The organism is Parapedobacter lycopersici, from assembly GCF_024643285.1.
GTDB classification, from domain to species: domain Bacteria; phylum Bacteroidota; class Bacteroidia; order Sphingobacteriales; family Sphingobacteriaceae; genus Parapedobacter; species Parapedobacter lycopersici.
Genome location: NZ_JAMSLW010000001.1, coordinates 589,636 through 613,757, shown reverse-complemented (window position 1 = coordinate 613,757; position 24,122 = coordinate 589,636). Strand labels below are relative to the sequence as shown.

23 protein-coding genes and 1 riboswitch are annotated in these 24,122 nt (G+C 49.2%); of the genes, 8 read left to right on the top strand and 15 right to left on the bottom strand.

Translation table 11 applies throughout. From position 1 onward, the window contains the following. Window positions 1-10: 10 nt before the first annotated feature. From NEV57_RS02815 to NEV57_RS02800, 4 genes are all read right to left on the bottom strand, one after another. Window positions 11-199 carry a hypothetical protein gene (locus NEV57_RS02815; protein ID WP_257656759.1) on the bottom strand — a complete coding sequence of 63 codons (189 nt, stop codon included), beginning with the start codon at window positions 197-199 and terminating at the stop codon, window positions 11-13. Between the two features lie 119 nt (window positions 200-318). Further along, entirely contained in the window at window positions 319-1,500 is a 1,182-nt protein-coding gene (locus NEV57_RS02810; RefSeq protein WP_257656758.1) for a homoserine dehydrogenase, read from the bottom strand. Between the two features lie 38 nt (window positions 1,501-1,538). After that, window positions 1,539-2,609 (bottom strand): homoserine O-acetyltransferase family protein, encoded by a 1,071-nt coding sequence (locus NEV57_RS02805; protein ID WP_257656757.1) that lies wholly within the window; start codon window positions 2,607-2,609, stop codon window positions 1,539-1,541. A gap of 29 nt (window positions 2,610-2,638) precedes the next feature. Beyond that, window positions 2,639-3,943: an O-acetylhomoserine aminocarboxypropyltransferase/cysteine synthase family protein gene (locus NEV57_RS02800; protein WP_257656756.1), complete on the bottom strand. Its 1,305-nt coding sequence runs from the start codon at window positions 3,941-3,943 to the stop codon at window positions 2,639-2,641. 254 nt (window positions 3,944-4,197) lie between these two features. Continuing rightward, window positions 4,198-4,311, bottom strand: a riboswitch (SAM riboswitch). Between the two features lie 136 nt (window positions 4,312-4,447). Here NEV57_RS02800 and NEV57_RS02795 point away from each other — a divergent pair. After that, complete coding sequence (locus tag NEV57_RS02795) at window positions 4,448-4,846, top strand: DUF2721 domain-containing protein (protein WP_257656755.1); 399 nt, start codon at window positions 4,448-4,450, stop codon at window positions 4,844-4,846. Between the two features lie 137 nt (window positions 4,847-4,983). Here NEV57_RS02795 and NEV57_RS02790 read toward each other — a convergent pair whose 3' ends face one another. Continuing rightward, window positions 4,984-7,170: a glutamine synthetase III family protein gene (locus NEV57_RS02790; RefSeq protein WP_257656754.1), complete on the bottom strand. Its 2,187-nt coding sequence runs from the start codon at window positions 7,168-7,170 to the stop codon at window positions 4,984-4,986. A gap of 348 nt (window positions 7,171-7,518) precedes the next feature. Here NEV57_RS02790 and NEV57_RS02785 point away from each other — a divergent pair, with 348 nt between their 5' ends. Both NEV57_RS02785 and NEV57_RS02780 read left to right on the top strand, forming a co-directional pair. Beyond that, window positions 7,519-8,214, top strand: coding sequence for an ABC transporter ATP-binding protein (locus tag NEV57_RS02785; RefSeq protein ID WP_257656753.1), 696 nt, complete (start codon window positions 7,519-7,521; stop codon window positions 8,212-8,214). A gap of 1 nt (window position 8,215) precedes the next feature. After that, window positions 8,216-10,771: an ABC transporter permease gene (locus NEV57_RS02780; protein WP_257656752.1), complete on the top strand. Its 2,556-nt coding sequence runs from the start codon at window positions 8,216-8,218 to the stop codon at window positions 10,769-10,771. 50 nt (window positions 10,772-10,821) lie between these two features. Here NEV57_RS02780 and NEV57_RS02775 read toward each other — a convergent pair whose 3' ends face one another. Genes NEV57_RS02775 through NEV57_RS02760 form a run of 4 tightly spaced genes read right to left on the bottom strand, consistent with a single transcriptional unit; the run spans window position 10,822 to window position 15,002 of the window. Beyond that, entirely contained in the window at window positions 10,822-12,276 is a 1,455-nt protein-coding gene (locus tag NEV57_RS02775; protein ID WP_257656751.1) for a serine hydrolase domain-containing protein, read from the bottom strand. A gap of 24 nt (window positions 12,277-12,300) precedes the next feature. After that, the gene (locus NEV57_RS02770) at window positions 12,301-13,041 is read right to left on the bottom strand and encodes a LytR/AlgR family response regulator transcription factor (RefSeq protein WP_257656750.1); all 741 of its coding nucleotides are present in this window, start codon (window positions 13,039-13,041) and stop codon (window positions 12,301-12,303) included. Beyond that, window positions 13,016-14,089: a sensor histidine kinase gene (locus tag NEV57_RS02765; protein WP_257656749.1), complete on the bottom strand. Its 1,074-nt coding sequence runs from the start codon at window positions 14,087-14,089 to the stop codon at window positions 13,016-13,018. Before NEV57_RS02765 ends, NEV57_RS02770 begins: the two co-directional genes overlap by 26 nt. Window positions 14,090-14,120: 31 nt before the next feature. Further along, window positions 14,121-15,002 (bottom strand): LiaF transmembrane domain-containing protein, encoded by an 882-nt coding sequence (locus NEV57_RS02760; protein ID WP_257656748.1) that lies wholly within the window; start codon window positions 15,000-15,002, stop codon window positions 14,121-14,123. Between the two features lie 278 nt (window positions 15,003-15,280). Here NEV57_RS02760 and NEV57_RS02755 point away from each other — a divergent pair, with 278 nt between their 5' ends. Next, window positions 15,281-15,619 (top strand): DUF3276 family protein, encoded by a 339-nt coding sequence (locus NEV57_RS02755; protein WP_257656747.1) that lies wholly within the window; start codon window positions 15,281-15,283, stop codon window positions 15,617-15,619. Between the two features lie 69 nt (window positions 15,620-15,688). Continuing rightward, the gene (gene ypfJ / locus NEV57_RS02750) at window positions 15,689-16,546 is read left to right on the top strand and encodes a KPN_02809 family neutral zinc metallopeptidase (protein WP_257656746.1); all 858 of its coding nucleotides are present in this window, start codon (window positions 15,689-15,691) and stop codon (window positions 16,544-16,546) included. Between the two features lie 3 nt (window positions 16,547-16,549). Here the strand turns inward: ypfJ and NEV57_RS02745 are convergent, their stop codons facing one another. Genes NEV57_RS02745 through NEV57_RS02720 form a run of 6 tightly spaced genes read right to left on the bottom strand, consistent with a single transcriptional unit; the run spans window position 16,550 to window position 20,578 of the window. Then, complete coding sequence (locus NEV57_RS02745) at window positions 16,550-17,530, bottom strand: LuxE/PaaK family acyltransferase (protein WP_257656745.1); 981 nt, start codon at window positions 17,528-17,530, stop codon at window positions 16,550-16,552. A gap of 19 nt (window positions 17,531-17,549) precedes the next feature. Next, window positions 17,550-18,293, bottom strand: a complete 744-nt coding sequence (gene fabG / locus NEV57_RS02740; RefSeq protein ID WP_257657030.1) for a 3-oxoacyl-[acyl-carrier-protein] reductase — start codon at window positions 18,291-18,293, stop codon at window positions 17,550-17,552. 52 nt (window positions 18,294-18,345) lie between these two features. Next, a complete protein-coding gene (locus NEV57_RS02735) occupies window positions 18,346-18,786 on the bottom strand; it encodes a c-type cytochrome (RefSeq protein WP_257656744.1) in 441 nt (146 codons plus the stop codon). Then, the gene (locus NEV57_RS02730) at window positions 18,786-19,433 is read right to left on the bottom strand and encodes an SCO family protein (protein ID WP_257656743.1); all 648 of its coding nucleotides are present in this window, start codon (window positions 19,431-19,433) and stop codon (window positions 18,786-18,788) included. The genes NEV57_RS02735 and NEV57_RS02730 overlap by 1 nt, the downstream gene beginning before the upstream one ends. 24 nt (window positions 19,434-19,457) lie before the next feature. Continuing rightward, a complete protein-coding gene (locus tag NEV57_RS02725) occupies window positions 19,458-19,901 on the bottom strand; it encodes a transposase (RefSeq protein WP_257656742.1) in 444 nt (147 codons plus the stop codon). Window positions 19,902-19,948: 47 nt separating this feature from the next. Then, window positions 19,949-20,578, bottom strand: coding sequence for an AlbA family DNA-binding domain-containing protein (locus NEV57_RS02720; RefSeq protein WP_257656741.1), 630 nt, complete (start codon window positions 20,576-20,578; stop codon window positions 19,949-19,951). 223 nt (window positions 20,579-20,801) lie between these two features. Between NEV57_RS02720 and NEV57_RS02715 the strand changes: the two genes are divergently transcribed. The 3 genes from NEV57_RS02715 to NEV57_RS02705 all read left to right on the top strand — a co-directional run bounded on the left by NEV57_RS02715 (window position 20,802) and on the right by NEV57_RS02705 (window position 23,859). Then, window positions 20,802-22,043 carry an MFS transporter gene (locus NEV57_RS02715; RefSeq protein ID WP_257656740.1) on the top strand — a complete coding sequence of 414 codons (1,242 nt, stop codon included), beginning with the start codon at window positions 20,802-20,804 and terminating at the stop codon, window positions 22,041-22,043. Window positions 22,044-22,430: 387 nt separating this feature from the next. Further along, window positions 22,431-23,342, top strand: coding sequence for a helix-turn-helix domain-containing protein (locus tag NEV57_RS02710; protein ID WP_257656739.1), 912 nt, complete (start codon window positions 22,431-22,433; stop codon window positions 23,340-23,342). Window positions 23,343-23,424: 82 nt separating this feature from the next. Then, window positions 23,425-23,859 (top strand): hypothetical protein, encoded by a 435-nt coding sequence (locus NEV57_RS02705; RefSeq protein ID WP_257656738.1) that lies wholly within the window; start codon window positions 23,425-23,427, stop codon window positions 23,857-23,859. The last annotated feature ends 263 nt before the right edge of the window (window positions 23,860-24,122 follow it).

The window sequence follows — 24,122 nt, the reverse complement described above, 5'->3', positions numbered from 1 at the left end:
ATGGATTTAACTACTCGTTGAATTTTCTATGCTGCTTGCGGATAAGCATAAAAATAACTACGGCAATGACAATGGCCCCAAGTACAATATAACCGTAAGAAGGCCCCGCTTCTCCGTCGTTTGTTACACTGTTGCTCGTGTCCTGTGCCCATGCAAGATGGCTCGAAACCGCTAAAAAAAGAGCGAATATATAGTGCATAACGTTTATCTGTGTTTTTGTACAATATACAAAATATTAATACACAAATATCCGTTATGTTTTTTTTATTTTAATTTTTCCGAGCGGCCTTACCTGTCGATATGTAGGTATACTCCGTGTTAGGCAATCTCCGCAATAAAGACCCCGTTGCTGTTTATGGACTCCTTATTTTTCAATATGTTGCCGAGATTTACCCGGCCAATAATGTATTTGAAATCCTGGGCATAATAGCGTTCGGTAATGGACGAGAATTCCAGTTTATTGATCAGTTCATCATCTTCGTAACGCAGGTATACCTGGATCTCCCAGTCCGTGCTGTACCGTAAGCTGCCGGCTCCGAGGTGTTTTTTATATTCGTACTTGTAATCGTACCGCAGCGCTGTGATGTCTGACATGACCGCTGAGCCGGTAGGGTGCCCGCCGGCACCTTTTCCGTAAAAAAACTGTTCATCGGCAAAGGCAGCCTTAACTAATACCCCGTTGTATTCATTTTCGACATTGTACAGGATATTGGCCGGTGTCACGAGTTTGGGCAATACATACAGGATGACGGCGCGGTCATCAATTTCGCGGGCTGTTGGTATCAATTTGATCTTGAAATTCTTTTCCCGTGCGAATCGGATATCGGAAGGAGCCAGTTTGTCGATGCCGATGTTCAGGATTGTATCGGGGTCAAGGTATAAGCCATAAGCATGGGATGCGATAATGGCCAGCTTGAACTTGGGGTCAAAACCACCGACATCAAGCGTTGGGTCAGTTTCCGCAAAGCCGAGATCCTGCGCCTGTTTCAGTGCAGTGCCGTATTCCAGGTCTTCATTGAAGATCTTGGAAAGAATATAATTAGACGAACCATTGAAAATGCCGCTTACGGAATGAAGCAGCTCATTGTCATAATATTCTTCCAGGTTCCGGATGATGGGGATGCTCCCACACACCGCTCCCTCATAGAGTAGGCTGGTGCCGTATTGCTGCTGAATGGCAATCAGTTCGGTCAGGTGCGTGGCAATCATTTTCTTATTGGCCGATACGGCGTTTTTTCCGGACCGCAGTGCACGCGATACGATATCAAAAGCGGCGTCGGCATCGTCGATTAACTCAACAACCGTGTTAATTTCCGGGTCTTGGAGCACGGCATCCGGATCGGTTGTAAATAATTCGGCGGGAAGCGTTCGTTTTTTATCGGGATGTTTAATGACGAACCGTTTAACGGTCAGGTTGAGATGCTTTGTTTTGATAATGTCGTATAGTCCCTGTCCAACGACCCCAAAACCAAAGAAGCCAAGGGTTAATTGTTTACTCATAGTTGTCGTGTGCGGTTATCGGTATTTATTGATCTTAATTATACAAACTGGTGGGAAGGAATTCGGACCGGTTGCCGTTCCCCGGTGGTATGCCTTAGGAAGGCGGAAATCTCCTCGGTAATGCGTCCTGTTTCAACCAAAAAGCCGTCATGTCCGTAGATGGAACTGATTTCAGTATACACCGCGCCGGGAATGTGACTGGCAATTAACTTTTGTTCCTGAACCGGAAACAGCAGGTCCGTGCTGATGCCGATTACCAGTGTGCTTGCTCTTACCCTGTGCAGTGCTGCCGGAGTACCGCCTTGTCGCCCCCGTCCCACATGATGGCCGTCCATGGCTTTGCTGAGGTACCAGTAGCTGTATGCATTAAACCGTTTGACCAGTTTTTCACCCTGGTAACGCTGATAGGAAGAGGCTCTGAAATCATCCTGTTTCTCCTGTGTAGTCTCCGATTGAGTGGCTGCATAGGTTTCGTATCCCCTGTATGATAGCAGGGCAATACTCCTTGCTGTTTTCAGTCCGCTGGCACCGCCATCTGGTCTGTTCGCATAAAATGTGCGGTCTGTGCTAATGGCCATCCGCTGACTTTCATTGAACGCAATACCCCACGGCGAATGCACCGCATTCGTTGCCATCAGCACCAGTCTGTCAATCCGCTCCGGATCGTTAATTGCCCACTCCAGCGCCTGCTGGCCGCCCAGGGACCCACCGATAGCCAGCGCGATCTTTTCGATGCCCAGGTGATCGGCCAGCAGCTGGTGTGCGGTGGCCAGGTCGCGGACCGTAAATTGCGGAAAAGACAAATAAAAAGGCTGACCCGTGACCGGATTGGTGCTGAGCGGATTGGTGGTGCCGTATGGTGATCCGATGACATTGGCGCAAATGATGAAATACTCACGCGGATTGAACAGGTCCTGGGTACCGAATAGGCCGGGCCACCAATCGAACACGTCGGAGTTACCCGTTAACGCATGACAGACCCACACCACATTGTCTTTTGCGGCATTTAACTGTCCGTAAGTGTGGTAAGCGATCTCCAGGTTCTGGAGGTGTTTTCCACTCTCCAGCCTGAATGCGTTAGGATACCTGAACGTGTTTATTATACTCATTGCATGGTAAAGGGGGCACTACGTGCCCCTTATTTAATTTTGTCAAATGCCTGCTGCAAATCTGCCTTGATGTCATCGACATGCTCAATGCCAACGGCCAGCCGCAATTCACCCGGATAAACACCCGCTTCCTGCTGTTCCTGGGCGCTAAGCTGCTGGTGTGTAGTGGCAGCGGGGTGGATAATAAGCGTCTTGGTGTCGCCTACGTTGGCCAGGTGGCTGATTAGTTTCAGGTTGTCTATCAGTGCATTGGCTTTGTCTGCCCCGCCCCTGATGGCGAAAGAGAGCACGCTGCCGAAACCATTTTTCAGGTATTTCTGTGCATTGGCATGGTGCGGGTTGTTTTTCAGACCGGGATAATTTACTTTTTCAACATCCGGGTGACTGTCCAGCCAGGTGGCAATTTCCAGGGTGTTGTCTACGTGGCGCTGTACACGTAATGACAGTGTTTCAAGCCCCTGTAACAACAGAAAAGCATTGAATGGGGATAGTGCCGGACCGAAATCACGAAGTCCTTCTACACGCGCGCGAATGATGAACTGAATGTTCCCGAGCGGACTGTCCACACCGAATACATCGCTGAATACCAATCCATGGTAACCTTCGGAAGGTTCGCTGAACTGCTTGTATTTGCCGTTCCCCCAATTATAGTTTCCACCATCCACAATGATACCGCCAATGCTGGTTCCATGACCGCCGATCCACTTTGTGGCTGCTTGGACCACCACGTGGGCACCGTGCTCCAGTGGTTTGAAAAGATAACCTGCAGCACCGAATGTATTGTCGACGATCAACGGTAAATCGTATTTTTTCGCAATGGCCGCAATACGCTCAAAATCTGGAATGCTGTAGCTGGGGTTGCCGATGGTTTCTGCGTAAATGGCTTTGGTTTTGTCGTCAATGGCTGCCTCGATGTTTTCCGGACTGTCATCCTTCGCAAACCTAGCTTCAATGCCCAGTCGTTTGAATGATACTTTGAACTGGTTATAAGTACCTCCGTATAAACTGGATGTGGTGACGAAGTTTTCACCGCTTTCCAGAATATTGGTCAGTGCAATAAACTGTGCCGATTGACCGGAAGCGACCGCCAGCCCTGCTACTCCGCCTTCCAATGCCGCGACGCGTTTTTCGAACACGTCGGTCGTCGGGTTCATGATCCGTGTGTAGATATTGCCAAATTCCTTAAGTGCAAATAGATTGGCCCCATGTTCGGCATTATTGAATACGAATGAAGTCGTCTGGTAAATCGGTACGGCCCTGGAGCCTGTGGTGGGATCTGCTTCCTGTCCGGCATGTACCTGTAATGTTTCAAATTTTAAATTTTCGTTTGCCATGTTTTATGTTTTTATTGTTTATTTAAAAGTAGATAAATATAATATAAAAAGTATAGCGCATATCACCCAAGGGGGGATAGGCCGGTATATTGGTTGCATGTATTGTTTGGATTAACAGCACGGACAGCCAATGTGCGCTGTACCGCCGCACATTCGCCGGTTCGGGATGATGACGCAGACCGGTGTGTTTGCTTGATACGCCAGTTTTTGAGTGGCTGATTTACTGTTAATTAAGCGGATATTCATTGTCTGTTAATTTATATGCTCCCAAGCGATATTGATCGGGACAGGAATTGGCACCTTTTTCAGCGATGTGAATGGTTGCCAGTGGGTCACGGAGCCAGTCTCTCGCCACTTCTTTATAAATCAAGATCCCGGAAAAGGAATTGATTTTTGTGTGTAACCACACAATGGAACAAAGATAAGCCGCCCGATTTGGTTGTGCAAGGTTTTTTTGATTTTTTTGTGGCAACTAAGTTGTCATTATCGCTAACATGACCATCTATGGAGATTTCATTTAATACCGCCGCATTGCTCTTTCCAGCGATCAGCCTGATCATGCTGGCTTATACAAACCGGTTTCTGGCATTGGCGGCGCTGGTGCGGAGCTTGCATGCTAAGTACCTTGACCATCATAAAAGCGGTGTATTGCACGGACAGATCAAGAATCTCCGATACCGGCTGAAACTGATCAAAAATATGCAGGCCATGGGTGTGCTTAGTTTTGTGTCCTGCATCGTATGTATGTATTGCATTTACAGGGAACTGGATTACCTCTCGGAACTTACCTTTGCGCTGAGCCTCCTGTTTTTTACTATTTCATTGATGATCTCCCTGGTTGAAATCCAGTTGAGCAACAAGGCGCTTGAGCTGGAATTGAGCGACATGGAAGAGGATGATTAGTGATTTCACTGTTTTGGTTTTAAAATGAAACAGCATAGCTCCGACCTGTAGACGTGTATAAAAAAAACCGCCTCCCTTAGGAGGCGGTTTACTAGTTTAAGTTTATCGGATGGTTAGTTACAATAGCTAATTACCAATTACCTTACGAACAATAGTTCGCGCAGCTTGGGTAGCGGCCATTTGCGGTCGTCTACAATCTGCTCAAGCTTGTTCAGGTGATAACGGACTTTGTCAAAATAAGGCTTTACCTTTTCGTCATAGGCAATGGCCCTGTCGCGCATATCCTCCAGCACGTTGGCTTTTTTACGCTCCTGGCGCATCGCTTCCGCATCTACGAGAATGGTGTTGATGTGGCTGGAGATGCGTTCGATAAGGTTTAACTGGGAACTATATGCGCCATCTTTAAAGCCAAGTTCCTTCAATCCCTTAACATTTACGATTAAGTCGTTCTGGTAATCGAATGCCGCCGGCGCAATCAGGCTGTTTACGATTTCGCCGATAACACGGGCCTCGATCTGGATTTTTTTGAAGTAATTTTCCAGTAAGATCTCGTGCCGTGCTTCACCCTCGCGTTTGTTGAAGATGTTCAGCTTTTCGAATAATTTTTCTGTTTTTTCACTGACATATACATCCAGTGCTTTCGGTGTCGTCTTAATGTTAGAGAGTCCACGTTTTTGCGCTTCATCTTCCCACGCCTGGCTGTATCCGTTGCCCTCAAAGCGAATGGCCTTGGATTCCTTGATGTATTTACGTACAACGTTCAGCAGCGCAAGATCCTTCTTGGTGCCCTTTTTGATCTGCTTGTCAACCTCTGATTTGAATTCGATCAGCTGATTGGCGACAATGGCATTCAGTACGGTCATTGGCTCGGCGCTGTTGGCGGACGATCCTACGGCGCGAAATTCGAATTTGTTGCCCGTAAACGCAAACGGCGAAGTACGGTTGCGGTCGGTATTGTCCAGCTGCAGTTCCGGAATTTTCGGAATGCCATGCCAAAGCATGTTTTCTGACTTGACTTTTTTGGCTACCCGTGCGGTTTCCACTTCGTCCAGTACGGCATTAAGCTGGCTGCCCAGGAAAATGGAAATGATTGCCGGCGGAGCCTCATTTGCGCCGAGGCGATGGTCGTTGCTTGCGCTGGCGATGGATGCCCGTAACAAATCGGCGTACTCGTGTACGGCTTTGATGACATTAACAAAAAACGTCAGGAACATCAGGTTGTTCTTCGGAGTCTTGCCAGGGGACAGCAGGTTGATCCCGGTGTTGGTAATCAGCGACCAGTTATTATGCTTGCCCGAACCATTAATGTCTGCATATGGCTTCTCGTGGATTAATACTTTGAATTTATGGCGGAGGGCCACTTGGTCCATGAGGTTAAGCAGGAGCTGGTTGTGGTCGATGGCCAGGTTAATTTCCTCGAACATCGGCGCACATTCGAACTGCGAGGGTGCCACCTCATTATGGCGTGTTTTTAATGGAATACCTAGTTTAAGTGCTTCCTGTTCCAGGTCAACCATAAATGCCAGCACGCGCTCCGGTATCGCGCCGAAATAGTGGTCTTCCAGCTGCTGACCTTTCGCCGACATGTGCCCGAACAAGGTGCGTCCGGTAAATTGCAGGTCGGGTCGTGCGTTAAAGAGGGAAAGGTCAACCAGAAAATATTCCTGTTCGATGCCCAGGGATGCAAACACCCTGGTTACTGATTTGTCGAAGAAGCCGGCTACGTCCACGGCTGCTTTATCCAGGGCGTTCATCGTTTTCAGGAGGGGAGCTTTATAATCCAGCGCTTCACCGGTGTATGATACAAAAATGGTCGGGATGCAAAGTGTTTTGCTACCACCGGTCTCAAAAATAAACGCAGGAGAGGAGGGGTCCCATCCGGTATAGCCGCGTGCTTCAAAGGTATTGCGGATTCCGCCGCTTGGGAAACTGGATGCATCGGGCTCCTGCTGGACCAGTGCGCTGGCCGTGAATTTCTCAATGGCTGATCCATCGGGTAACGGTTCAAAAAATGCGTCATGCTTTTCTGCTGTTGCCCCGGTCAGCGGTTGAAACCAATGCGTGTAGTGTGTTGCACCGTGACCGATCGCCCAGCTTTTCATTGCCTGGGAAATATGCTCTGCCAGGTCATGGCTGATGGAACGGCCCGCATCAACCGTCTCGATCAATTCTTCATAAGCATTTTTCGGAAGGTAATCCTTCATCTTGGATGTAGTGAATACATTTCTTCCGAAATCCTGTGAAGGTTTGATTTTTTCTCTTGTTTTGATGCTGTCTAAGCGGGAAATAGCAGCTTCTACTGCTTTAAATCTTAGTCCTGACATTGTTTTATTTTTATTTTTTTATTGTTTTACTGATATTTTTAAAATTTCGATCAATTATCGAAAAAAAAATTCATATTTCATCAAATTATTTAATGAAAACATAAATATTTATAATTATTGGCTGGTCATTTAATGTTTTTGCTGATTTTTTAATGGTTTTACGTGGTGAATAACTGTTTTTGGCGGGTGAATGAATTAAATGTAAGAATAATGATTCCGGCTTTGTCGACCGGAGCGTATTGAATTCCCACGTTCAACCGTCCTGGAATTGTATTATTTTAGCTGGGTTTTCGTCACCTATTATCAAATCGTGTATTTTTACGCAATGTTGGATTTAAAAACAAACAGGTGGCAATCAGTTTAAGTGTTAACCAGGTTAGCAAGGCATACCGTAGCGGCGGACAATCGTTAACGGTTTTACATGATATTAATTTTGAAATCGAGGAAGCGTCCACCGCTGCTATTATCGGACCTTCCGGCAGTGGTAAAACCACCCTGCTGGGATTGTGTGCGGGGCTCGACCGGGTGACGACCGGAAGTATTGTCTTGAACGGTATTGTGCTGGATAAATTGACGGAGGACGAACGGGCCGGCGTACGTAACCGCCACGTAGGGTTTGTGTTCCAGAATTTTCAACTGCTGCCAACGCTGACCGCGCTTGAAAATATCATGGTCCCGCTCGAACTGCGTGGCGAGCGGAATGGTAAGGCGAAGGCCCTTTCATTACTTGATAAAGTGGGACTGGCTGACCGCGGACATCATTATCCCCTGCAATTATCCGGGGGCGAACAGCAACGGATTTCCATTGCAAGAGCGTTCTCCAATTCGCCAAAGATCCTTTTTGCCGATGAACCGACAGGCAATCTGGATGCGGATACCAGTGAACACATCGAACGCCTGTTGTTTGCGCTCAATGAAGATACGGGTACCACATTGGTATTGGTAACCCACGACCCCGAGCTGGCCGCCCGGACCCAGCGGGTTATCCGCATGAAGGGCGGTGCTATCCTTTCTGACACACCGACACAAACCGGTAATTCGTAACATGCAGCCAAGTCCATATCATACAGGTTTAGCGTGGCTGGTTAAGATGGCCTGGCGTGACAGCCGTAGAAACCGGTCCCGTCTTTTTTTATTTGTATCCTCGATTATCATTGGCATTGCAGCCCTGGTAGCCATTTATTCATTTGGCGATAACCTGGAAAAAGATATCGATAACCAGGCGGCCACCCTGATTGGTGCCGACCTGGTGCTGCATACCAATCGCATCCTGACAGACGAAGGGGAGGCAATTGTCGATTCAATCCGGCAGCTGAGCCAGTCGGTTTCCGAAGAACAGCAGTTTGCTTCGATGGTGATGTTTCAGCGGAACGGGGGAACAAGACTCGTACAGGTACGTGCACTGGGAGGTGATTTCCCCTATTATGGTGAGCTGGAAACCATACCGCAGGCAGCTGGAACGGCGTTTCGTCAGGGCCAACAGGCACTGGTAGACAAAACACTGATGCTGCAGTTTGATGCGCAGGTGGGCGACTCCATAAAGGTGGGCAGTGTGTCCTTTGCGATTGCCGGGATACTGCAACGTGCCCCGGGCCAAAATGGCATTTCCACTTCAGTGGCCCCGGCGGTCTTTATTCCGCTGGCTGACCTGCCGGCAACAGGACTGAACCAAAAAGGAAGCCGGATCAATTACGACTATTATTTTCAGTTTGACGGCCGCGTGGATGCCGATGCGCTCGTCAGTGAGCTGGACTCCATACTGGAGATTCAGCGCATAGATTCCGAAACCATTGCCTCCCAGAAGCGAGAAACCGGCCGGTCATTTGCCGATATGAACAATTTTCTGTCGCTGGTGGGTTTTGTTGCATTGTTGCTGGGCTGCATTGGCGTATCCAGTGCCATTCATATCTATATTAAGGAGAAGCTCCATAGTATTGCCATACTGCGGTGTCTGGGGGCAACAGCCCTGCAGGCTTTTTTGATTTACCTGATCCAGGTACTCGGGATCGGCTTTCTGGGGTCCCTGATCGGCGCACTGTTGGGGACGCTCATCCAACAGCTACTGCCTATTGTATTCCGCGATTTTTTACCGGTATCGATAAGCAGCGAGATCTCCTGGTGGTCCATCGCCCAGGGCGTTGGCCTGGGTATCTGGATATCGGTCCTGTTTGCGTTATTGCCATTAATCCGCATCCGGAACTTTACGCCGCTGAATACGCTTCGTGTGTCACTCGATATACCCCATATCACCAGGGACAAATGGAGCTGGATGGTTTACGGCCTGATTATACTCTTTATATTTGGTTATGCCTTTCTGCAATTGGACGGCCTGGTGGAAACCCTCACCTTTACAGCGGGTGTAGTCGCCGCATTCCTGCTCCTCTATGCTGCAGCGAATCTACTGATTTCACTGGTGAGGCGGTTTTTCCCGGCCTCATGGAGCTACCTGTGGCGCCAGGGGCTCTCGAATCTCTTCCGTCCGAACAACCAGACCGCGATTCTCGTGGTAGCTATTGGGCTGGGCACGGCTTTTATTGCCCTGCTGTTTTTGGTGCAGCACATGCTGATTGCCCGGGTTACCTTGTCGTCAAGTGAAAACCAGCCGAACATGGTGTTGTTTGATATCCAGTCGGCGCAGCGCGCCGACGTTGCCCGGTTGGTACGGGATCAGCAACTGCCGGTATTGGACGAGGTGCCCATTATCACGGTACAGCTTGAAGCTATCAACGGAATTACTGCGGACGACGCGCGACGGGACAGCACCCTGGAGGTATCCCGGAGGGCGTTGGGTGGTGAGCTTCGGGTGACTTACCGCGAGCAATTAAGTGATTCAGAAAAGATTACCGCGGGTAAATGGGTAGGCCGCGTGAACGAAGGAAGTCCTGCCATCGTATCGCTGGAAACGGATTATGCGGAACGTATTCGCGTGAAAATAGGGGACAGTCTGCTGTTTAATGTACAGGGAGTGCGTGTTCCGGCTGTAGTAGGCAGCTTCCGGGAAGTCGACTGGAACCGGGTTCAGACCAATTTCAGACTGATTTTCCCCGTTGGTGTTATCGATCATGCCCCGCAGTTCCATGTGTTGATGACCCGTGTACCCGACGAAGCAACCTCCGCAAGGATACAGCAGGCTGTGGTGCAGCAGTTTCCCAACGTATCCATTATCGACCTGGGACTTATTCTGTCCATACTGGATGAAATTCTGGAGAAAATCGGTTTCGTCATCCGCTTTATGGGTGGATTCAGTATCCTGACCGGTTTCGTCGTACTGATTGCTTCGGTCATGATCAGTAAGTATCAACGGATGCGGGAAAACGTGCTGCTGCGTACGATGGGGGCCTCGCGACGGCAACTGCTGGCCATTACCGCGCTGGAGTATCTTTTCCTGGGCTTGATTGCATCGTTTGTTGGTGTTTTTCTGGCGCTGATTGGCAGCTGGGCGTTAGCCGTTTTCAGCTTTGAGGTACCCTTTGCACCCGATATCGTGACAATGGCACTCCTGTTAGTGAGTGTCACGGCATCGACTGTCATAATTGGGCTGCTGAATAGCCGGGGTGTGATTAACCGGCCGCCGTTGGAAATCCTCCGCCGGGACAGCTAACCACAATAAGCATTTTAAACGCCCGCCATTGAATTAAACGGCTTTCTGCGTTAAGGCATATTCAGGATATAGTCTAGGATGGCTGCCGCAGTAGGGCTTACCGGTTCCGCTGTGTTGGACAGCACCACAATGGCCACTCTCCGGTCAGGAGAGAAGGCGACAAAACTACTGCTTCCACCTGTTTCACCTGAGTGGCGGTACGTCAGGCTTCCGCCGATAAGGTTCATCTGCCAGGCCAGGCCAATATCGGTGTCCGGTGGCGTAAAAAAAGTAAATTCACGCGTTAAGGCCAACGCGTTTTCCAAGGGCGTTTCGGGTAACTTGAAATGAGCCCTGGTGTAACGCAATAGGTCGGAAACGGTGGACTTCAGGGAACCTACTGCGGTCATGGGTTCATCGAATGTCCAATGCGGCGTTTCAGTTCCTTTTTCGTTATAGCCTTTTGCGAGGTACTGCTGGGTGGTATCGGGTTGTGCGGTTGTGTTTTTCAGCTCCAGCGGTGTGCCAATTATTTCCCGGACAAGTTCTGCATACGGTTTTCCGCTTACTGTTGACAGGATATCACCAAGTATGCCGTATCCGAGGTTGCTGTATGCGTATATGGAATCGGGAGCCATATCAGCTTCATAGGTTTTCAGGAAAGCATATAAATGCGCGCGTGTATAGCCCTCATAGGGGTTGCCGGGGTGTGTCGCTGCCATGCGTTCCAGATTGGCGGGCAGCCGCGGCAGGCCCGATGTATGATTGGCCAGCTGCTTCAGCGTGATTTGCTGGAGGCTGGGATTACCCGCCAGCGAATCGGGCAGGTACTTGGTAATGGGGTCATCTAAATTAAGGAGCTCCTGCTGTGCAAAATAGGCCAGTAATGTAGCGGTAAACGTCTTTGTAATAGAGCCGATTTCAAACAGCGTGTTTTCATCAGGCAGTTGTTTGTTTTCCTCTTCGGTCTCTCCATAAAAATAACTGTGGGTTTTCCCGTTACTGATAATGCCGATGGCCAATGCGTGGGTATTTCCTTTCCGGGAATAACCAAGGGCAACAGAGTCAACAAAGCGGTCGAGGCCGGAAGCTGCGGTATTGGCCGGAACGGCCGGGTCTGTCTGTGCCGGAAGCGACTGTTTATAGGGTTGGAACAAAAATGTCTCGATGTTATTTGCGCTGTCCAATCCCAGCACCAGTTGTTGGGGGGCACTAATAAAGTTCAGCTTATAAGTGCCTGCGTTTTTCTCATAACCGATCAGCTCGGCCGATTGTATCCGGCCCAGCGGGTAAAGCTGTTGTTCCATCACCGTCCGGAAGGCTTCGGCCGACAATGATTGCTTGAATTTGGCACTGGCCAATGCATAAATGGAGTCGGTTTCCTGTAGGTTGAAATGATACTCCACCTTATTGAATACAGCCTGGTTGATTTGTTGTTTAGCTTCCTCCTCTTGTGCAAGGGTGATGGTGGCAATGGGTAAGAGCAGCAACAGGAAGCAGCAAATACGATTTACGGTTTTAAACATACAGCAAAATTACAGGAATCCGGATTACATTCCTAATAATTGTTTGAGGCGCGCATAGCCGGTTTTGCTGACATTGACTTTCTGGCCCGTGTCAAGTATGGCAAGGTATCCTTCCTTTTCGTATGATTCGAGGCGGGTAATGTGCGCGACCCGGATCAGGAACGAGCGGTGTACGCGGACAAACTGCATCGGGTTTAACTGCCTCTCAAAGGAGGCCATTGTTTTATTCTTCAGGTACGTGCCGTCATTGGTATGTATCCGTACATAATCATCGTCCGCTTCCAGGTAAATGATGCTTTCCACGGGAATGATTTTGATGGCATGACTGGTCTTCACAATCACTCGCTCCAGGCCCGGTGAATGCCATACATCGTCCAGTAGCTGCTGGGTAGCGTCACCTGCACCCGGCATTGGCTTACGGTCTAGCAGCTTGGCCATCGCTTCATCGAATCTTTTTTTTGTGATCGGCTTAAGCAGATAGTCAACCGCATGCTGTTCAAAAGCCCGGATGGCGTATTCATCAAATGCCGTTGTAAAGATGATGAATGGCTTTACGTCAATAATCTCCAACAGCTCGAAGCCATTGATTTTCGGCATCTGGATATCCAGGAAAACAACATCGGGCTGATGCTGCATAATCGCCTTGGCGCCCTCAAATCCATCGTTGCACTCGGCCACGATTTCCACTTGCGGATAACCTTCCAGGTATTCACTCAGTATGCTGCGCGCCAGCGGCTCATCATCTACCAGTATCGCCTTGATCATGTGGGTATTTCTGGGGTATACGTATGATGCTGGTAAAGATATGTTTTGTGGCATTGGTTTCCAACAGGTCTGTACGCCCAAATAATAAAAATAAGCGCCGTTGGACACCCCGCAGCCCGAAACCGGTTCCTTTCCGCGGATTGTTGTTCTTGCTGTCGTAAGGATTTTTTACCCGGATAACCAATAACTGTTCCTCGCACGCCCCGTCAATACTGATCATGACGTTCCCCGTGGTGTCATACAGCCCGAATTTGATGGCATTCTCTACCAGCGGCTGTATAATCATCGCCGGCAGTTTCATCGCGTGGCATTCTTCGGAATAGGTCAGCTGTGTCGTCAATCGATGGCCAAACCGCACCTTTTCAATCTCAAGGTATAGTTGCAGGTGGTCCAGTTCGTCCTTAAAAGGAATAAATTGCTGATCGTCTTTACGCAGGGTACCCCGAAGGAAGTCGGAAAGCTGAAATGTCATATTCCGGGCTTCTTCCGGTTTTCGCCCAATGAGTGCGATAATGGAATTAAGACTGTTGAAGAGAAAGTGCGGTTGCAGCTGTTGCCGCAGATTGTAAAGTTCGGCTTCGCGGGCAAGCCGTTCAGCATCGGCTTTACGCTGTTCATTTTCCTTGTACTCCTGCTGAATGTTCCACAGGATATTGATCATGGCCATCCAGGCGATCAGCAGCGAATTGATGAAGAACCGCAGTGGGAGGGACGTGTCCAGCCTTTCGAGATAAGCCTGGTCCGGAACGATGTACAATAACGTCCATCGGGTGGCCGAAATGCTGATGGCAGCCAGTACCAGACCCCAAACAACAATATACCCGAATTTTTCTTTCCTTGGGAGGTAATAATTAAGGGCGTTGGCAATAATATAGCAGCACAGCGTGATCCAGGTGGCGCTGATCAGGCTGTCGTGCAGCGCAAACTCAAAATCGGTGTCGAACCACCATAGTAAACCGGTCTGGATTAACGCATAGGCAACCCAGATGATAAAACAGCTGATGTTGACCAATCGTTGTTTGGAAGAAGTGTATGGCGTGGTGTTCACTGACTACGTTCGTTCCGGTTCATGGATGCGATTATATGCTTTTGATGGTAACGCCTCCGAATATGGATGTGCCCCTGATGTAAACCGTCCGCTGCTCGTCCTGGGGAATGCCCTGGATAAACCGTCGGTCATCTACCTCGCCGAAGACGGACACGACTTCAGATTGGATCTTCCAATGTGCCGGCACGATGATCTTGGTGCCGGCAAACAGCTGGAAGATATCAATAACCACCGGCGACTGCATATCTGCCTGTATCAGGTTGATGTCCGTGCCGCCGAAAATGTTGACCACCTCACCGCCGGTGAAGTTTTTGGATATCACAATTTTTTTTACCTCGCTGAATACGGCGGTGGATTTCACGTAATCATCGGTGGTAAAATTGGTTTCATTTTTTCTGTCTTCCGGCGGGTCAAAGGCAGCCTCGGCCTCCTCCCGGCCGGCGAAAGCACCGGTGGTACCTTCATTTTCGGGGGGGGGCTGGTTACCGTCGGCATCGTCGGATACACGCTTATCCCATCCGTAATCATCCGGCCGTCTGCGACCGCGGCCCGGTCGGTCGCGGAATGGATGATGCCCCCGGCGCCTATCCAGCAGCAGCCAGAGACCAATGCCGATAATGACTAATGGCCAGAGAAACGGCCCCATATTAAAATGGGTGATTCGTTGGATGAGAAAGAAAACACCGATTCCGAGCATTATAAACCCCGCAGGGTTTTTAAAATTCGATTTTCCACCGATAACCAGGCCGATGACGACAAGCACCATGGGCCAGCTGATCAACCAATCAGGTACAAGCCAGTCCATGTCAAGCTTGCCCGCGAGGAGTACGGCACCGATGGCTACAATAATGATTCCCGCCCACACTCTGCCGGAGCTCGTGCCGCTGTGCCTGGGATGCTGTTGTTTGTTCATTCGTTTGTTTAATTATTCGCCTTCAGGGGCATATATTTCAAAGGTAATCCAATTTATTCCGATGTACAACGATTATTAGGCGACCCATTGCCGAAGTCCGGTGAAACGGCTCTTTTTCTCGGTTAACGGTATGTCGCGAGTACGCTTTCATGCCCTAAAAGCATGCGTTTATCCGTGTCTAAAAATATTTTTATTTTTTGCAAATAGTTGTATTAATCAAAGGATTTCCTTTATATTTATCCCGATTCTGAGAACAAAACAATTAAATAAGCTTAACAATGGGAGATTTTGACAACAAAGAGCGTGAAGAGGTTTTTTCAAAAAAAGTAAGGGCAGGAAAGCGGACTTATTTTTTTGATGTGAAGGCAACCCGGTCTAATGACTACTATGTTACCATCACAGAAAGCAAGAAAAGGTTTGAAGACGGCGTATTCATTAAGCACAAAATATTCTTATATAAAGAGGATTTTGAAAAATTTGCGGAAGGGCTGAATGATGTGGTAGAATATATTAAAGCCAATCAGGAGGTCGTAGAGAAACGCTACGAGCCGGGTTATGATAACGGCGCATTGACTGCAGAAGAAGACGGGGATTCAAAAGATGAATTTTCTTTTTAACCGGAAATAATAGACTAACGGGGAGCCTTGCAATGCTGTGAGGCTTTTTTTGTATAAAACCAATTGATTATGCGTTGGAAAGGCAGTAGACAAAGCACCAATTTTGAAGACCGCCGGGGAATGTCGTCCGGCGGAAAGCTGGCCCTTGGGGGTGTCGGCGGAATCGTGGTCCTGCTCATCGGCCTTTTCCTGGGCGGTGATCCCCAGCAATTACTTCAACAGCTACAGCCAATGGGCACGCAAACGAGCGGCCCGGTTGAAATCAGTGCGGAGGAGACTGAGCTGACCGAATTTGTACGGGTGATACTGGCCAGTACCGAAGACGTATGGGGCACGATCTACGCATCAGCCGGGGAAGATTTCCGGCCCGCTACGCTGGTGCTCTATCGGGATGGTACACAAACCGGCGGGTGTGGCATGGGTGCATCAGCCTACGGCCCTTTTTATTGTCCGGCGGATGAGAAGGTATATATTGATCTGGATTTTAACGACGAGCTACGGGATCGGTTTGGTGCAACCGGCGAGTTTGCCATGGCCTACGTGCTGGCACATGAGGTTGGTCACCATATCCAAAAGCTGACCGGTGCGATGGACCGTGTGCAGGCCGCCAGGCAACAACTCAGCGAAACGGAATATAACCGGGTTCAGGTCATGCTGGAACTTCAGGCCGATTTTTATGCGGGTGTCTGGGCCCATCATGCCAATAAGCAGTCGGAAGTCCACCTGGAATATGACGATATCCGCGACGGTATGGACGCCGCTGCCGCCGTGGGCGACGATCGCCTGCAGATGCAGGCACAGGGGCGAGTGGTTCCCGAGGCATTTACCCACGGTACTTCCGAGCAACGCGCTTACTGGTTTAAGAAGGGGTATGATACCGGCGACGTTAACCAGGGCGATACTTTCAGCGATCCCAGCCTGCAATAGAGGCTACTGGATCAAAAGGTTGCACCCCCGGATATCACTTTGGTCGAAACGTCCCAGCACTTCAAAGCTTCCGTCGTCATGCGTTTTTCCCAGATCCTGGGTGGCGATGAATGCACAGGAATGTATATTGGCTAAATCAATCACATTAACCGCACCGGTTTTACCGGTGCCTAATCCGCTGAACGGGTCGTTGGTGTCCCGAATAAAGATTTTCATCCAGGGCGGGCAATGAAAGCGGCCGTCCCGGGCTGCATAGGCCTGCGACAGCAATTCGGTCATTCCGTACTCCGAATGGATTTGTGCCACATTAAACCCTTTACATAATCGTTGGTGCACCTCTTCGCGGATCATTTCCCGCCGCCGGCCTTTCATTCCACCGGTTTCCATGACGGTAAGTCCGGGAAAATCGACTCCATAGGCTTCGACAAAATCGAGCAGCGCATAAGTAACGCCAATCAGCAGGGTTGGAGTATCCTTGGCTTTCAGTTCCAGCAGGACATCACGCAGCGCCCGATGATCATACAGAAAATAGCCGCTTTGCGGGTGACGGCTTTGTCGGATTAGGTCGTCGACCATGTAGATCAGCGACGATCCTTCCCTTTCGGAATAGGAAGGAAGCAATGCCAGTACAGCACGGTCGCGCGGCTGCCCGTAAAATTGTTCAAACGCCGTACGGAAACTCTGCCGGTAAATTGCGGCATCCGCCACATAATGTTTGCTTTGCACGCTTCCCGTCGTGCCCGAGCTACTGAATATAACCTCCGCGTCAGGGCCGGCTGAGTACACGCGATGATTTTTAAAGAATTCGATGGGCAGAAAAGGAATAGCTGTAATGGATTGAACGGCTGCCGGTGCCACACCCAGCAGTGAAAGATAGTCGGCGTAAACAGCACACCGGCTTGCCTGGAGTGCAAATACTTCCAGGCAAGCCCGGTTGAAATCGGAAATGGATTTAATGGCGAAAATACGATCTGCTAAATCCATAGCCAGCTGAACGGATGGGTTACAACATTCCGCCGCATACCGAAAGCACCTGCCCGTTGATGTAGGAAGCAAGATCGGATGCGAGGAACAGACATGCATTTGCCACGTCTTCCGTTTCGCCGGCCCGCTTCAGCGGTATGCCCTGTTCCCAACCTTCGACCACCTTGGGGTCAAGGACGTCTGTCATCTCTGTGCGGATGAAGCCGGGTGCGATTACATTGGTACGGATATTCCGTGAACCGAGCTCTTTTGCCGTGGATTTGGAAAAGCCGATAATTCCGGCTTTTGATGCCGCGTAATTGGCCTGTCCGGCATTGCCCTGCACGCCTACAACCGAACTCATATTGATGAATACACCGCTGCGGTTTTTCATCATCACCCTGGAAGCAGCTTTGGTTACATTAAATACCGACTTCAGGTTAATATTAATCACATCGTCCCATTGGGCTTCCGTCATGCGGAGCAGGAGCCCGTCTTTTGTGATGCCTGCGTTGTTTACCACGATGTCCAGCGTGCCGAATTCGGAAACGATGGAATCGATTAATTTCTCCGCTTCATCAAATTTGGACGCATCTGAACGGAAGCCTTTTATTTTGGTGCCGTAAGCCTGCAACTCCTGCTCAAGTGCCTGCCCCTTTTCCACAGATGACAGGTAGGTAAATGCCACGTTGGCACCCTGTTCGGCAAATTTTTGGGCGATTGTACGGCCAATTCCCTTGGAGGCGCCGGTAACCAATGCGGTTTTTCCTTCGAGTAACTTCATCATTATTTTCTACATTAAGGTTGGCTGCAAACTTAACAAAATGTTTCTGTTCTTAACGTGCGGTGTTTTCACACATTTTCAGTGCCTGCTGAACTTCCTCCTGCGAATAAAAGCCTTCGGTATTGCCAAAGGTATTGCCGATATAGGTAAGAATATAGGCAATTTCGATGGGGGTGAGCTGCGGCATCGCCGGCATTTCCCCGTCAAACGCTTTTCCGCCAACCTCGATGGGACCCGAAAGTCCGTGCTTGATGAAGCACGCCAGCTGGTCACGGTGTTCATGCAGGTAACTGCTGTCGGTAAGCGGCGGATACAGGGCACCGAGTCCCTCGCCTTTAGCGCCGTGGCAATTTTGACAATGGGAGGTATATAATTTCTGGCCATTCGCCGTGTACTGTGCTTTCCGTATCGCTTCTTCACCCTGGCACGACTGCAGTAGCAGGTATAGGGATAAAGCGGCAAAAGCCAGGTATACGTAGCCGTTTCTTCGCATTATTCGTTTGCTTTCAGCAAGGTTTCCAGGTCGCCCCGCAACAACTCCACCTGGGCTTTATCCGTGCCGTCATAGGCACCCCGGATGTGTTTATCCTTGTCTACCAACAGGAAATATCCCGAATGATCAAACCCTCCCGGTGCATTGCTGTCTTCTTTGGCGTATACCATATAGCTGTCGGCCAGGCCGTAGATCTCCGCCTTTGTACCCGTAACAAATTGCCATTGATCGTTGGTTACCCCCAGTTTCTGGGCATAAGCCCTCAATACGGCCGGCGAATCGTGCTTGAAGTCGAGGCTGTGTGAAAGGAACTTCACCCGTGGGTCTCCCTTATACTCGTTGTAAACTTCCAGCAGGTTGCGCTGCATGATGGGGCAGATGCTCGGACAGCTTGTAAAGAAAAAATCGGCGATGTACACGCTGTTGTCAAACAGCTGGCTGCTGATGCGTACACTGTCCTGGTTCAGCAGCTGAAAATCGGGAATCTGATGGTATACGGTGTCCGTCACAATTTTTCCGTCCACTTCTTTTTCCACCGGTTCCCGGGAACCTAATATGGGTAGCTTTTCCGTGCCGGAGCCGCCACATCCCGAGATAAAGGCCATCAAAAGACCGCATATCCCCGCAATAAAATGAATTTTTTGCATGTTATGTTAAAAAAAACAGTCCACTTATTGGAAAGGTGCCAATTGATCCGCACTTTCCTTGGCTACTTCGTCGAAAACCTGCTTCAATTGGGTGACTTTGTCAATCTCCTGTTCATAATAGGTTTTGATTTCCGTAGCGGTCTTATTCTGTGGATCGGTATCAAACTCCGTCATCCACTCCATCATGGAATCGGTGGCATTTTCCAATTTGCCTTTCAGTGCCGTTAACTCGGTACGGGCCTGCGCGGTATCCAGGTTCGCTTGCGTTTGCTTCAGCTGGGGTAAATGATCCAGCAGGGAATCGATCCTGACCGTATTACGGTCGAACGTGCTGATCTGGGGCATAATCTCGTCATGTACCGCAATCGCCTGGTCGCGTAATTGCTTAATTTCGGCATCGTCGTTGTTTCCGCCATTACATGCGGCAAGGAGTAAGAACGCAAAGCCGGCGGTGGGAATTTTTTTCATGAGCGTTAATCTTGTTTACGCTTCAAATATAGGCAAAATAGGTGCATTTATATCGATTTTTCCGCGTAATATTCCTGATGGTCATCGTGGTGGACCGCAATTACGTCGGCCAAAATCAGGTTAACGAGCATTTGCCTGATTTCCCGTTTGGAAAGCCGTAGACTGGCTGACAGCTCCGGGAGTGGCGACTTCGGGTGCGCCTGCAGGTAAGCCAATAATTTTTTTTCCTTATCCGTATACCGGATTAATGTGCCTTTCGTGCCGTTTTTCCGGTGCAGCACATCAACGGTTACTTTGCCCGCCAGCAGGCTTTTGTCATCTACCCGGATATACACCCACCAGTTTTTATTTTCGTCAAGTGCATAGTGGGGTTTGGTGTCACTCTCCGCGATATTCACCACGAGTACGAGTTTATCGTCGACGTACACCTCTTCAAAACCCGGTTCAATAGCCGGCCGGCAATATAGATTTCCGGCCCGCTGGAGCATGTATTTTTCTTCCTCTTCATTTTTCACCCCCTTGACCGTACCGTCATCGGCAACGCCAACCAGTAGTTTGCCTCCCTTGTTATTGGCAAAAGCGGCCAGTGTCTTGGCAATTTTTTCACAACTGCTGATTTTGTTTTTAAAATCAAGCCGTTCGCCCTCACCTTGCAGTATTAATGTTTTTATCGTCACGTGCCGTGGTCTGTTTTATAACTGGCCATCATTTTATTCCCTGCGATTATGATGCAGTTTAATTGACTACCGCCTAAATTAGCTAGAAAATCTGAAAAGGGGAAACGTTTTAACACCGCGCCTGTCCATTGGCGTACCGGTCAGTTTTTTAGGAGTAAGTTTTGGCCGATGCTGCTATTTTTCATGTAAAATTTTATTTTAGCGGTGTTTATGTATTATTGAAATGACCAACGAAAACCTGAAAGCGCGTGCGCATACAAAAAATACCCTGCTACTGGTATTGGTGGCTGCCCTTGGCTATTTTGTCGATATCTATGACCTGGTGATTTTTTCCATCGTGCGCGTACAGAGTTTCCGCGATATCGGGATTCCGGAGTCGGATATGCGTATGGATGGCGAATATGTGCTCAATATGCAGATGGGGGGATTGTTGCTGGGCGGGATTTTATGGGGTGTGCTGGGCGACAAGTTTGGACGTGTGAAAGTGCTCTTCGGCTCTATTTTGATGTATTCACTGGCCAATATTGCCAATGGATTTGTGAATGACATACATACATATGCCGTGATCCGCTTTGTTGCCGGGGTCGGCTTGGCAGGTGAGCTTGGTGCAGGCATCACACTGGTGAGCGAAAGCATGAGTAAGGACAAACGCGGTTATGGAACAATGATTATTGCGGCGGTTGGCGTGCTGGGGGCAGCGGTAGCCTATTATGTGTCGGAAGTGTTTGATTGGCGCAATGCGTACCTGGTGGGTGGGGGAATGGGACTGCTGTTGCTTGTATTGCGAGTGGGCACATTTGAATCGGGCCTGTTTAAGGGAGTCGAGCATGCGCAGCAGGTTGCCAAAGGGAAACTGAGTATGCTCTTTACGGATGGCGACCGGTTTAAACGTTACATTTATTGTTTGCTTATTGGATTGCCCATCTGGTTTGTTGTCGGTATCCTGGTCACCCAGGCACCGGAATTCGGTAAGGCACTGGGCGCGCCCGTTACACTGAGCGCAGGCAAAGGCATCCTGTTTTCTTATTTGGGAATTTCCATTGGCGATGTCATCGCCGGGCTGCTCGCACAGCTCACCAAGTCGCGTAAACTGGCCGTTTTTCTCTTTCAAGTACTGATTATTGCATCAACCGTCTGGTACCTGAGCAGCGAGGGGCTGACACCGCAGCGTTTCCACTGGATTTCCTTTTTCATGGGTATTGCCATCGGCTATTGGGCTACGTTTGTCACCATCGCTTCCGAACAGTTTGGTACCAACTTACGGGCCACCGTAGCTACGACCGCACCGAATTTTGTACGCGGTGCACTGATTCCGTCCACCATATTGTTTGAATTTTTTGCTAACCACATGGGCATTATCGTGGCCGCCTATGTCATGATTTTTCTGCTGACCGGGGTGGCTATTTTTGCCTTAAGTCAGCTGAAGGAAAGCTTTAATAAGGATTTAAATTATATTGAAAAATAAATAATAAAGAACTTCTGACTAACACATCCTTACCGGATGTTCTTCTTGTGTAAATGACAAGCGTTTTGTAATAACTGACAGGCGTATTTTGCTTTCTTAGCGATTATTCATTTTTTTTGGATGAATCCGTACCTAATCTTAGCTAAATGACACGATGTGGTGGTCATTTCCCAAAACTGGATTTAATCGCTCTTTCAGTTAAAAGCATGCAATTAGCCTGCTGTTACACGGCTTGATAATGATAATTATTTGGTTTGTTTGAGGGACGATACCGCATACCATACGGTACCTATTCCGTCACCATTACATCCACATCTACCCAAAATCATTGCTTGAGGTTATCAAGGATTGATACCAAATGGTATTTATTCAACTTGTTAAGAATGTATGGTAGAGAACGGGGCAGGGGGCGTCTCCAAACAGCGCAGGCAGCAACAGTCGCCGGAAGGCAGCGCGAATGCCGTCTCCGGTTTCGAGATTGAGCATGGCTGCCTGCTGCATATTGATCAGCTTTCGGCGGACGTGCAGCTGCAGGGGCAAACGGCATTTTCGTGCCGCATTATTATCCTGCAGGAAGGACACCTCGCAGGCGGACTGGATAGTGGCCTGTTGGTCAACCTTCAGCGGGGAAGTGCCAGCATGCTGGTGTTTTGTTATGATGGCGGACCCGGTGAGCAGCCGGACAGCACATTTATCGGTATCGATATGCAGCTGAACTGGCTGTCCAGGCAGGTCGTTAAAAATGAAGTGCCGGAGGGAAGTTTATTTGACCGGGTGCTCTCGGGGATTCCGCTGACCCATGTCGATCAGCAGGCGGCTGTTTCTTATGCGGATATCATCGATCTGGTAGACCAGTTGCGGGACGGGGAGACGCGTATCAAATATTTTTTGCTCAAGTATTATTTTTATAATGTCATTGTGCGGTGCATCGGCCGTATGCTTTTGGATAAGTCGCATTTTCCACGCAGCGACCTGGACTTCCCCAGCGGGGAGCGGAAGATCCGCAAGGCACTTGCCGTAATGGATCAATCGCTCCGACAGAAATTTCCGGGTGTTCACGAACTGGCTTTCATAAGCGGCATGTCGGTTACCTCGTTTCTTGAAAAATTCCAGGCGATGTTACAGGAAACGCCGTTTGAATATTTCAGACGGAAGCAAATGGCGTTCGCGCTCAGCCTGCTGCGGCGGGGGCAGTCCGTAAAATCAGTCGCCTATAACCTGGGGTATCAGGACCCTGCCAACTTTTCGCGGGCATTCAAGAAGTTTTACGGGAAGACCCCGAAGTATTATGCACCTTAGCTTATGTAATCCCTAACATGTTATATGTAATACATGACTTGTTTTTTAGGGTTGGTTTGTACATCGACCAAATCGAACCATCATGCAACAGCAGTTAACCAACGTAATCGAGGATAGCGAATGGACACCGGACACCGGCGAATTACAGTTTCCCACAGGGTTAACGGTACTGATTTCCGGGAATTACCGATGGGAGGACCGGCTGATCGCAAATACGATTGCGCTTTATTTCCCCGATTCGAAAACCGCCCGTGCAGCCGGATCGGACTTACGGGAAGCCCTACACCGGACGAACATTTACGAGCTGGTGGTGTTAGACGAGATGTTGCTGTGCGGTGACGATCGAATGGAGATCCTGCGGGCACTGGAATGTAGATTTCCTAAACCAAAGATAGCGGTATACGGTACCCGGTTTTTCAGTGGATCACCGGAATACCCGCTCGCTGTAGACCTGCACATACCCAAAACATGGCCAATGGACGAATTAGCCCGTCGCGTTTGCCTGCTCTTTCAATAATCCAGCAGGCTGCCCGCTGTCAGCGCTTCGGACACTTTTTGCAGCGATTTCCCTTTTTATACTTCTTACAGCATTTCTTGAAATCGCAGCCGCAGAAAGGATGGCAGGGGTTCAATCCTTTATGACCCGCCGGGTCGGTGAGGGGAGCCGAAACTGCCTGCCGGTCCGTAAATTCAAAATCACACACTCCATTCATGGTGTGCAAAGATAGTAAAACGGATTTATTTAGAAAAATTCCATATTACTATATGTGCCACATTTCC

Excerpts from the sequence above, each read along its gene's own strand:
- NEV57_RS02815 (WP_257656759.1), bottom strand. The coding sequence starts at position 199 with ATGCACTATATATTCGCTCTTTTTTTAGCGGTTTCGAGCCATCTTGCA.
- NEV57_RS02810 (WP_257656758.1), bottom strand. The coding sequence starts at position 1,500 with ATGAGTAAACAATTAACCCTTGGCTTCTTTGGTTTTGGGGTCGTTGGA.
- NEV57_RS02805 (WP_257656757.1), bottom strand. The coding sequence starts at position 2,609 with ATGAGTATAATAAACACGTTCAGGTATCCTAACGCATTCAGGCTGGAG.
- NEV57_RS02800 (WP_257656756.1), bottom strand. The coding sequence starts at position 3,943 with ATGGCAAACGAAAATTTAAAATTTGAAACATTACAGGTACATGCCGGA.
- NEV57_RS02795 (WP_257656755.1), top strand. The coding sequence starts at position 4,448 with ATGGAGATTTCATTTAATACCGCCGCATTGCTCTTTCCAGCGATCAGC.
- NEV57_RS02790 (WP_257656754.1), bottom strand. The coding sequence starts at position 7,170 with ATGTCAGGACTAAGATTTAAAGCAGTAGAAGCTGCTATTTCCCGCTTA.
- NEV57_RS02780 (WP_257656752.1), top strand. The coding sequence starts at position 8,216 with ATGCAGCCAAGTCCATATCATACAGGTTTAGCGTGGCTGGTTAAGATG.
- NEV57_RS02775 (WP_257656751.1), bottom strand. The coding sequence starts at position 12,276 with ATGTTTAAAACCGTAAATCGTATTTGCTGCTTCCTGTTGCTGCTCTTA.
- NEV57_RS02770 (WP_257656750.1), bottom strand. The coding sequence starts at position 13,041 with ATGATCAAGGCGATACTGGTAGATGATGAGCCGCTGGCGCGCAGCATA.
- NEV57_RS02760 (WP_257656748.1), bottom strand. The coding sequence starts at position 15,002 with ATGAACAAACAACAGCATCCCAGGCACAGCGGCACGAGCTCCGGCAGA.
- NEV57_RS02755 (WP_257656747.1), top strand. The coding sequence starts at position 15,281 with ATGGGAGATTTTGACAACAAAGAGCGTGAAGAGGTTTTTTCAAAAAAA.
- ypfJ (WP_257656746.1), top strand. The coding sequence starts at position 15,689 with ATGCGTTGGAAAGGCAGTAGACAAAGCACCAATTTTGAAGACCGCCGG.
- NEV57_RS02745 (WP_257656745.1), bottom strand. The coding sequence starts at position 17,530 with ATGGATTTAGCAGATCGTATTTTCGCCATTAAATCCATTTCCGATTTC.
- fabG (WP_257657030.1), bottom strand. The coding sequence starts at position 18,293 with ATGAAGTTACTCGAAGGAAAAACCGCATTGGTTACCGGCGCCTCCAAG.
- NEV57_RS02735 (WP_257656744.1), bottom strand. The coding sequence starts at position 18,786 with ATGCGAAGAAACGGCTACGTATACCTGGCTTTTGCCGCTTTATCCCTA.
- NEV57_RS02730 (WP_257656743.1), bottom strand. The coding sequence starts at position 19,433 with ATGCAAAAAATTCATTTTATTGCGGGGATATGCGGTCTTTTGATGGCC.
- NEV57_RS02725 (WP_257656742.1), bottom strand. The coding sequence starts at position 19,901 with ATGAAAAAAATTCCCACCGCCGGCTTTGCGTTCTTACTCCTTGCCGCA.
- NEV57_RS02715 (WP_257656740.1), top strand. The coding sequence starts at position 20,802 with ATGACCAACGAAAACCTGAAAGCGCGTGCGCATACAAAAAATACCCTG.
- NEV57_RS02710 (WP_257656739.1), top strand. The coding sequence starts at position 22,431 with ATGGTAGAGAACGGGGCAGGGGGCGTCTCCAAACAGCGCAGGCAGCAA.
- NEV57_RS02705 (WP_257656738.1), top strand. The coding sequence starts at position 23,425 with ATGCAACAGCAGTTAACCAACGTAATCGAGGATAGCGAATGGACACCG.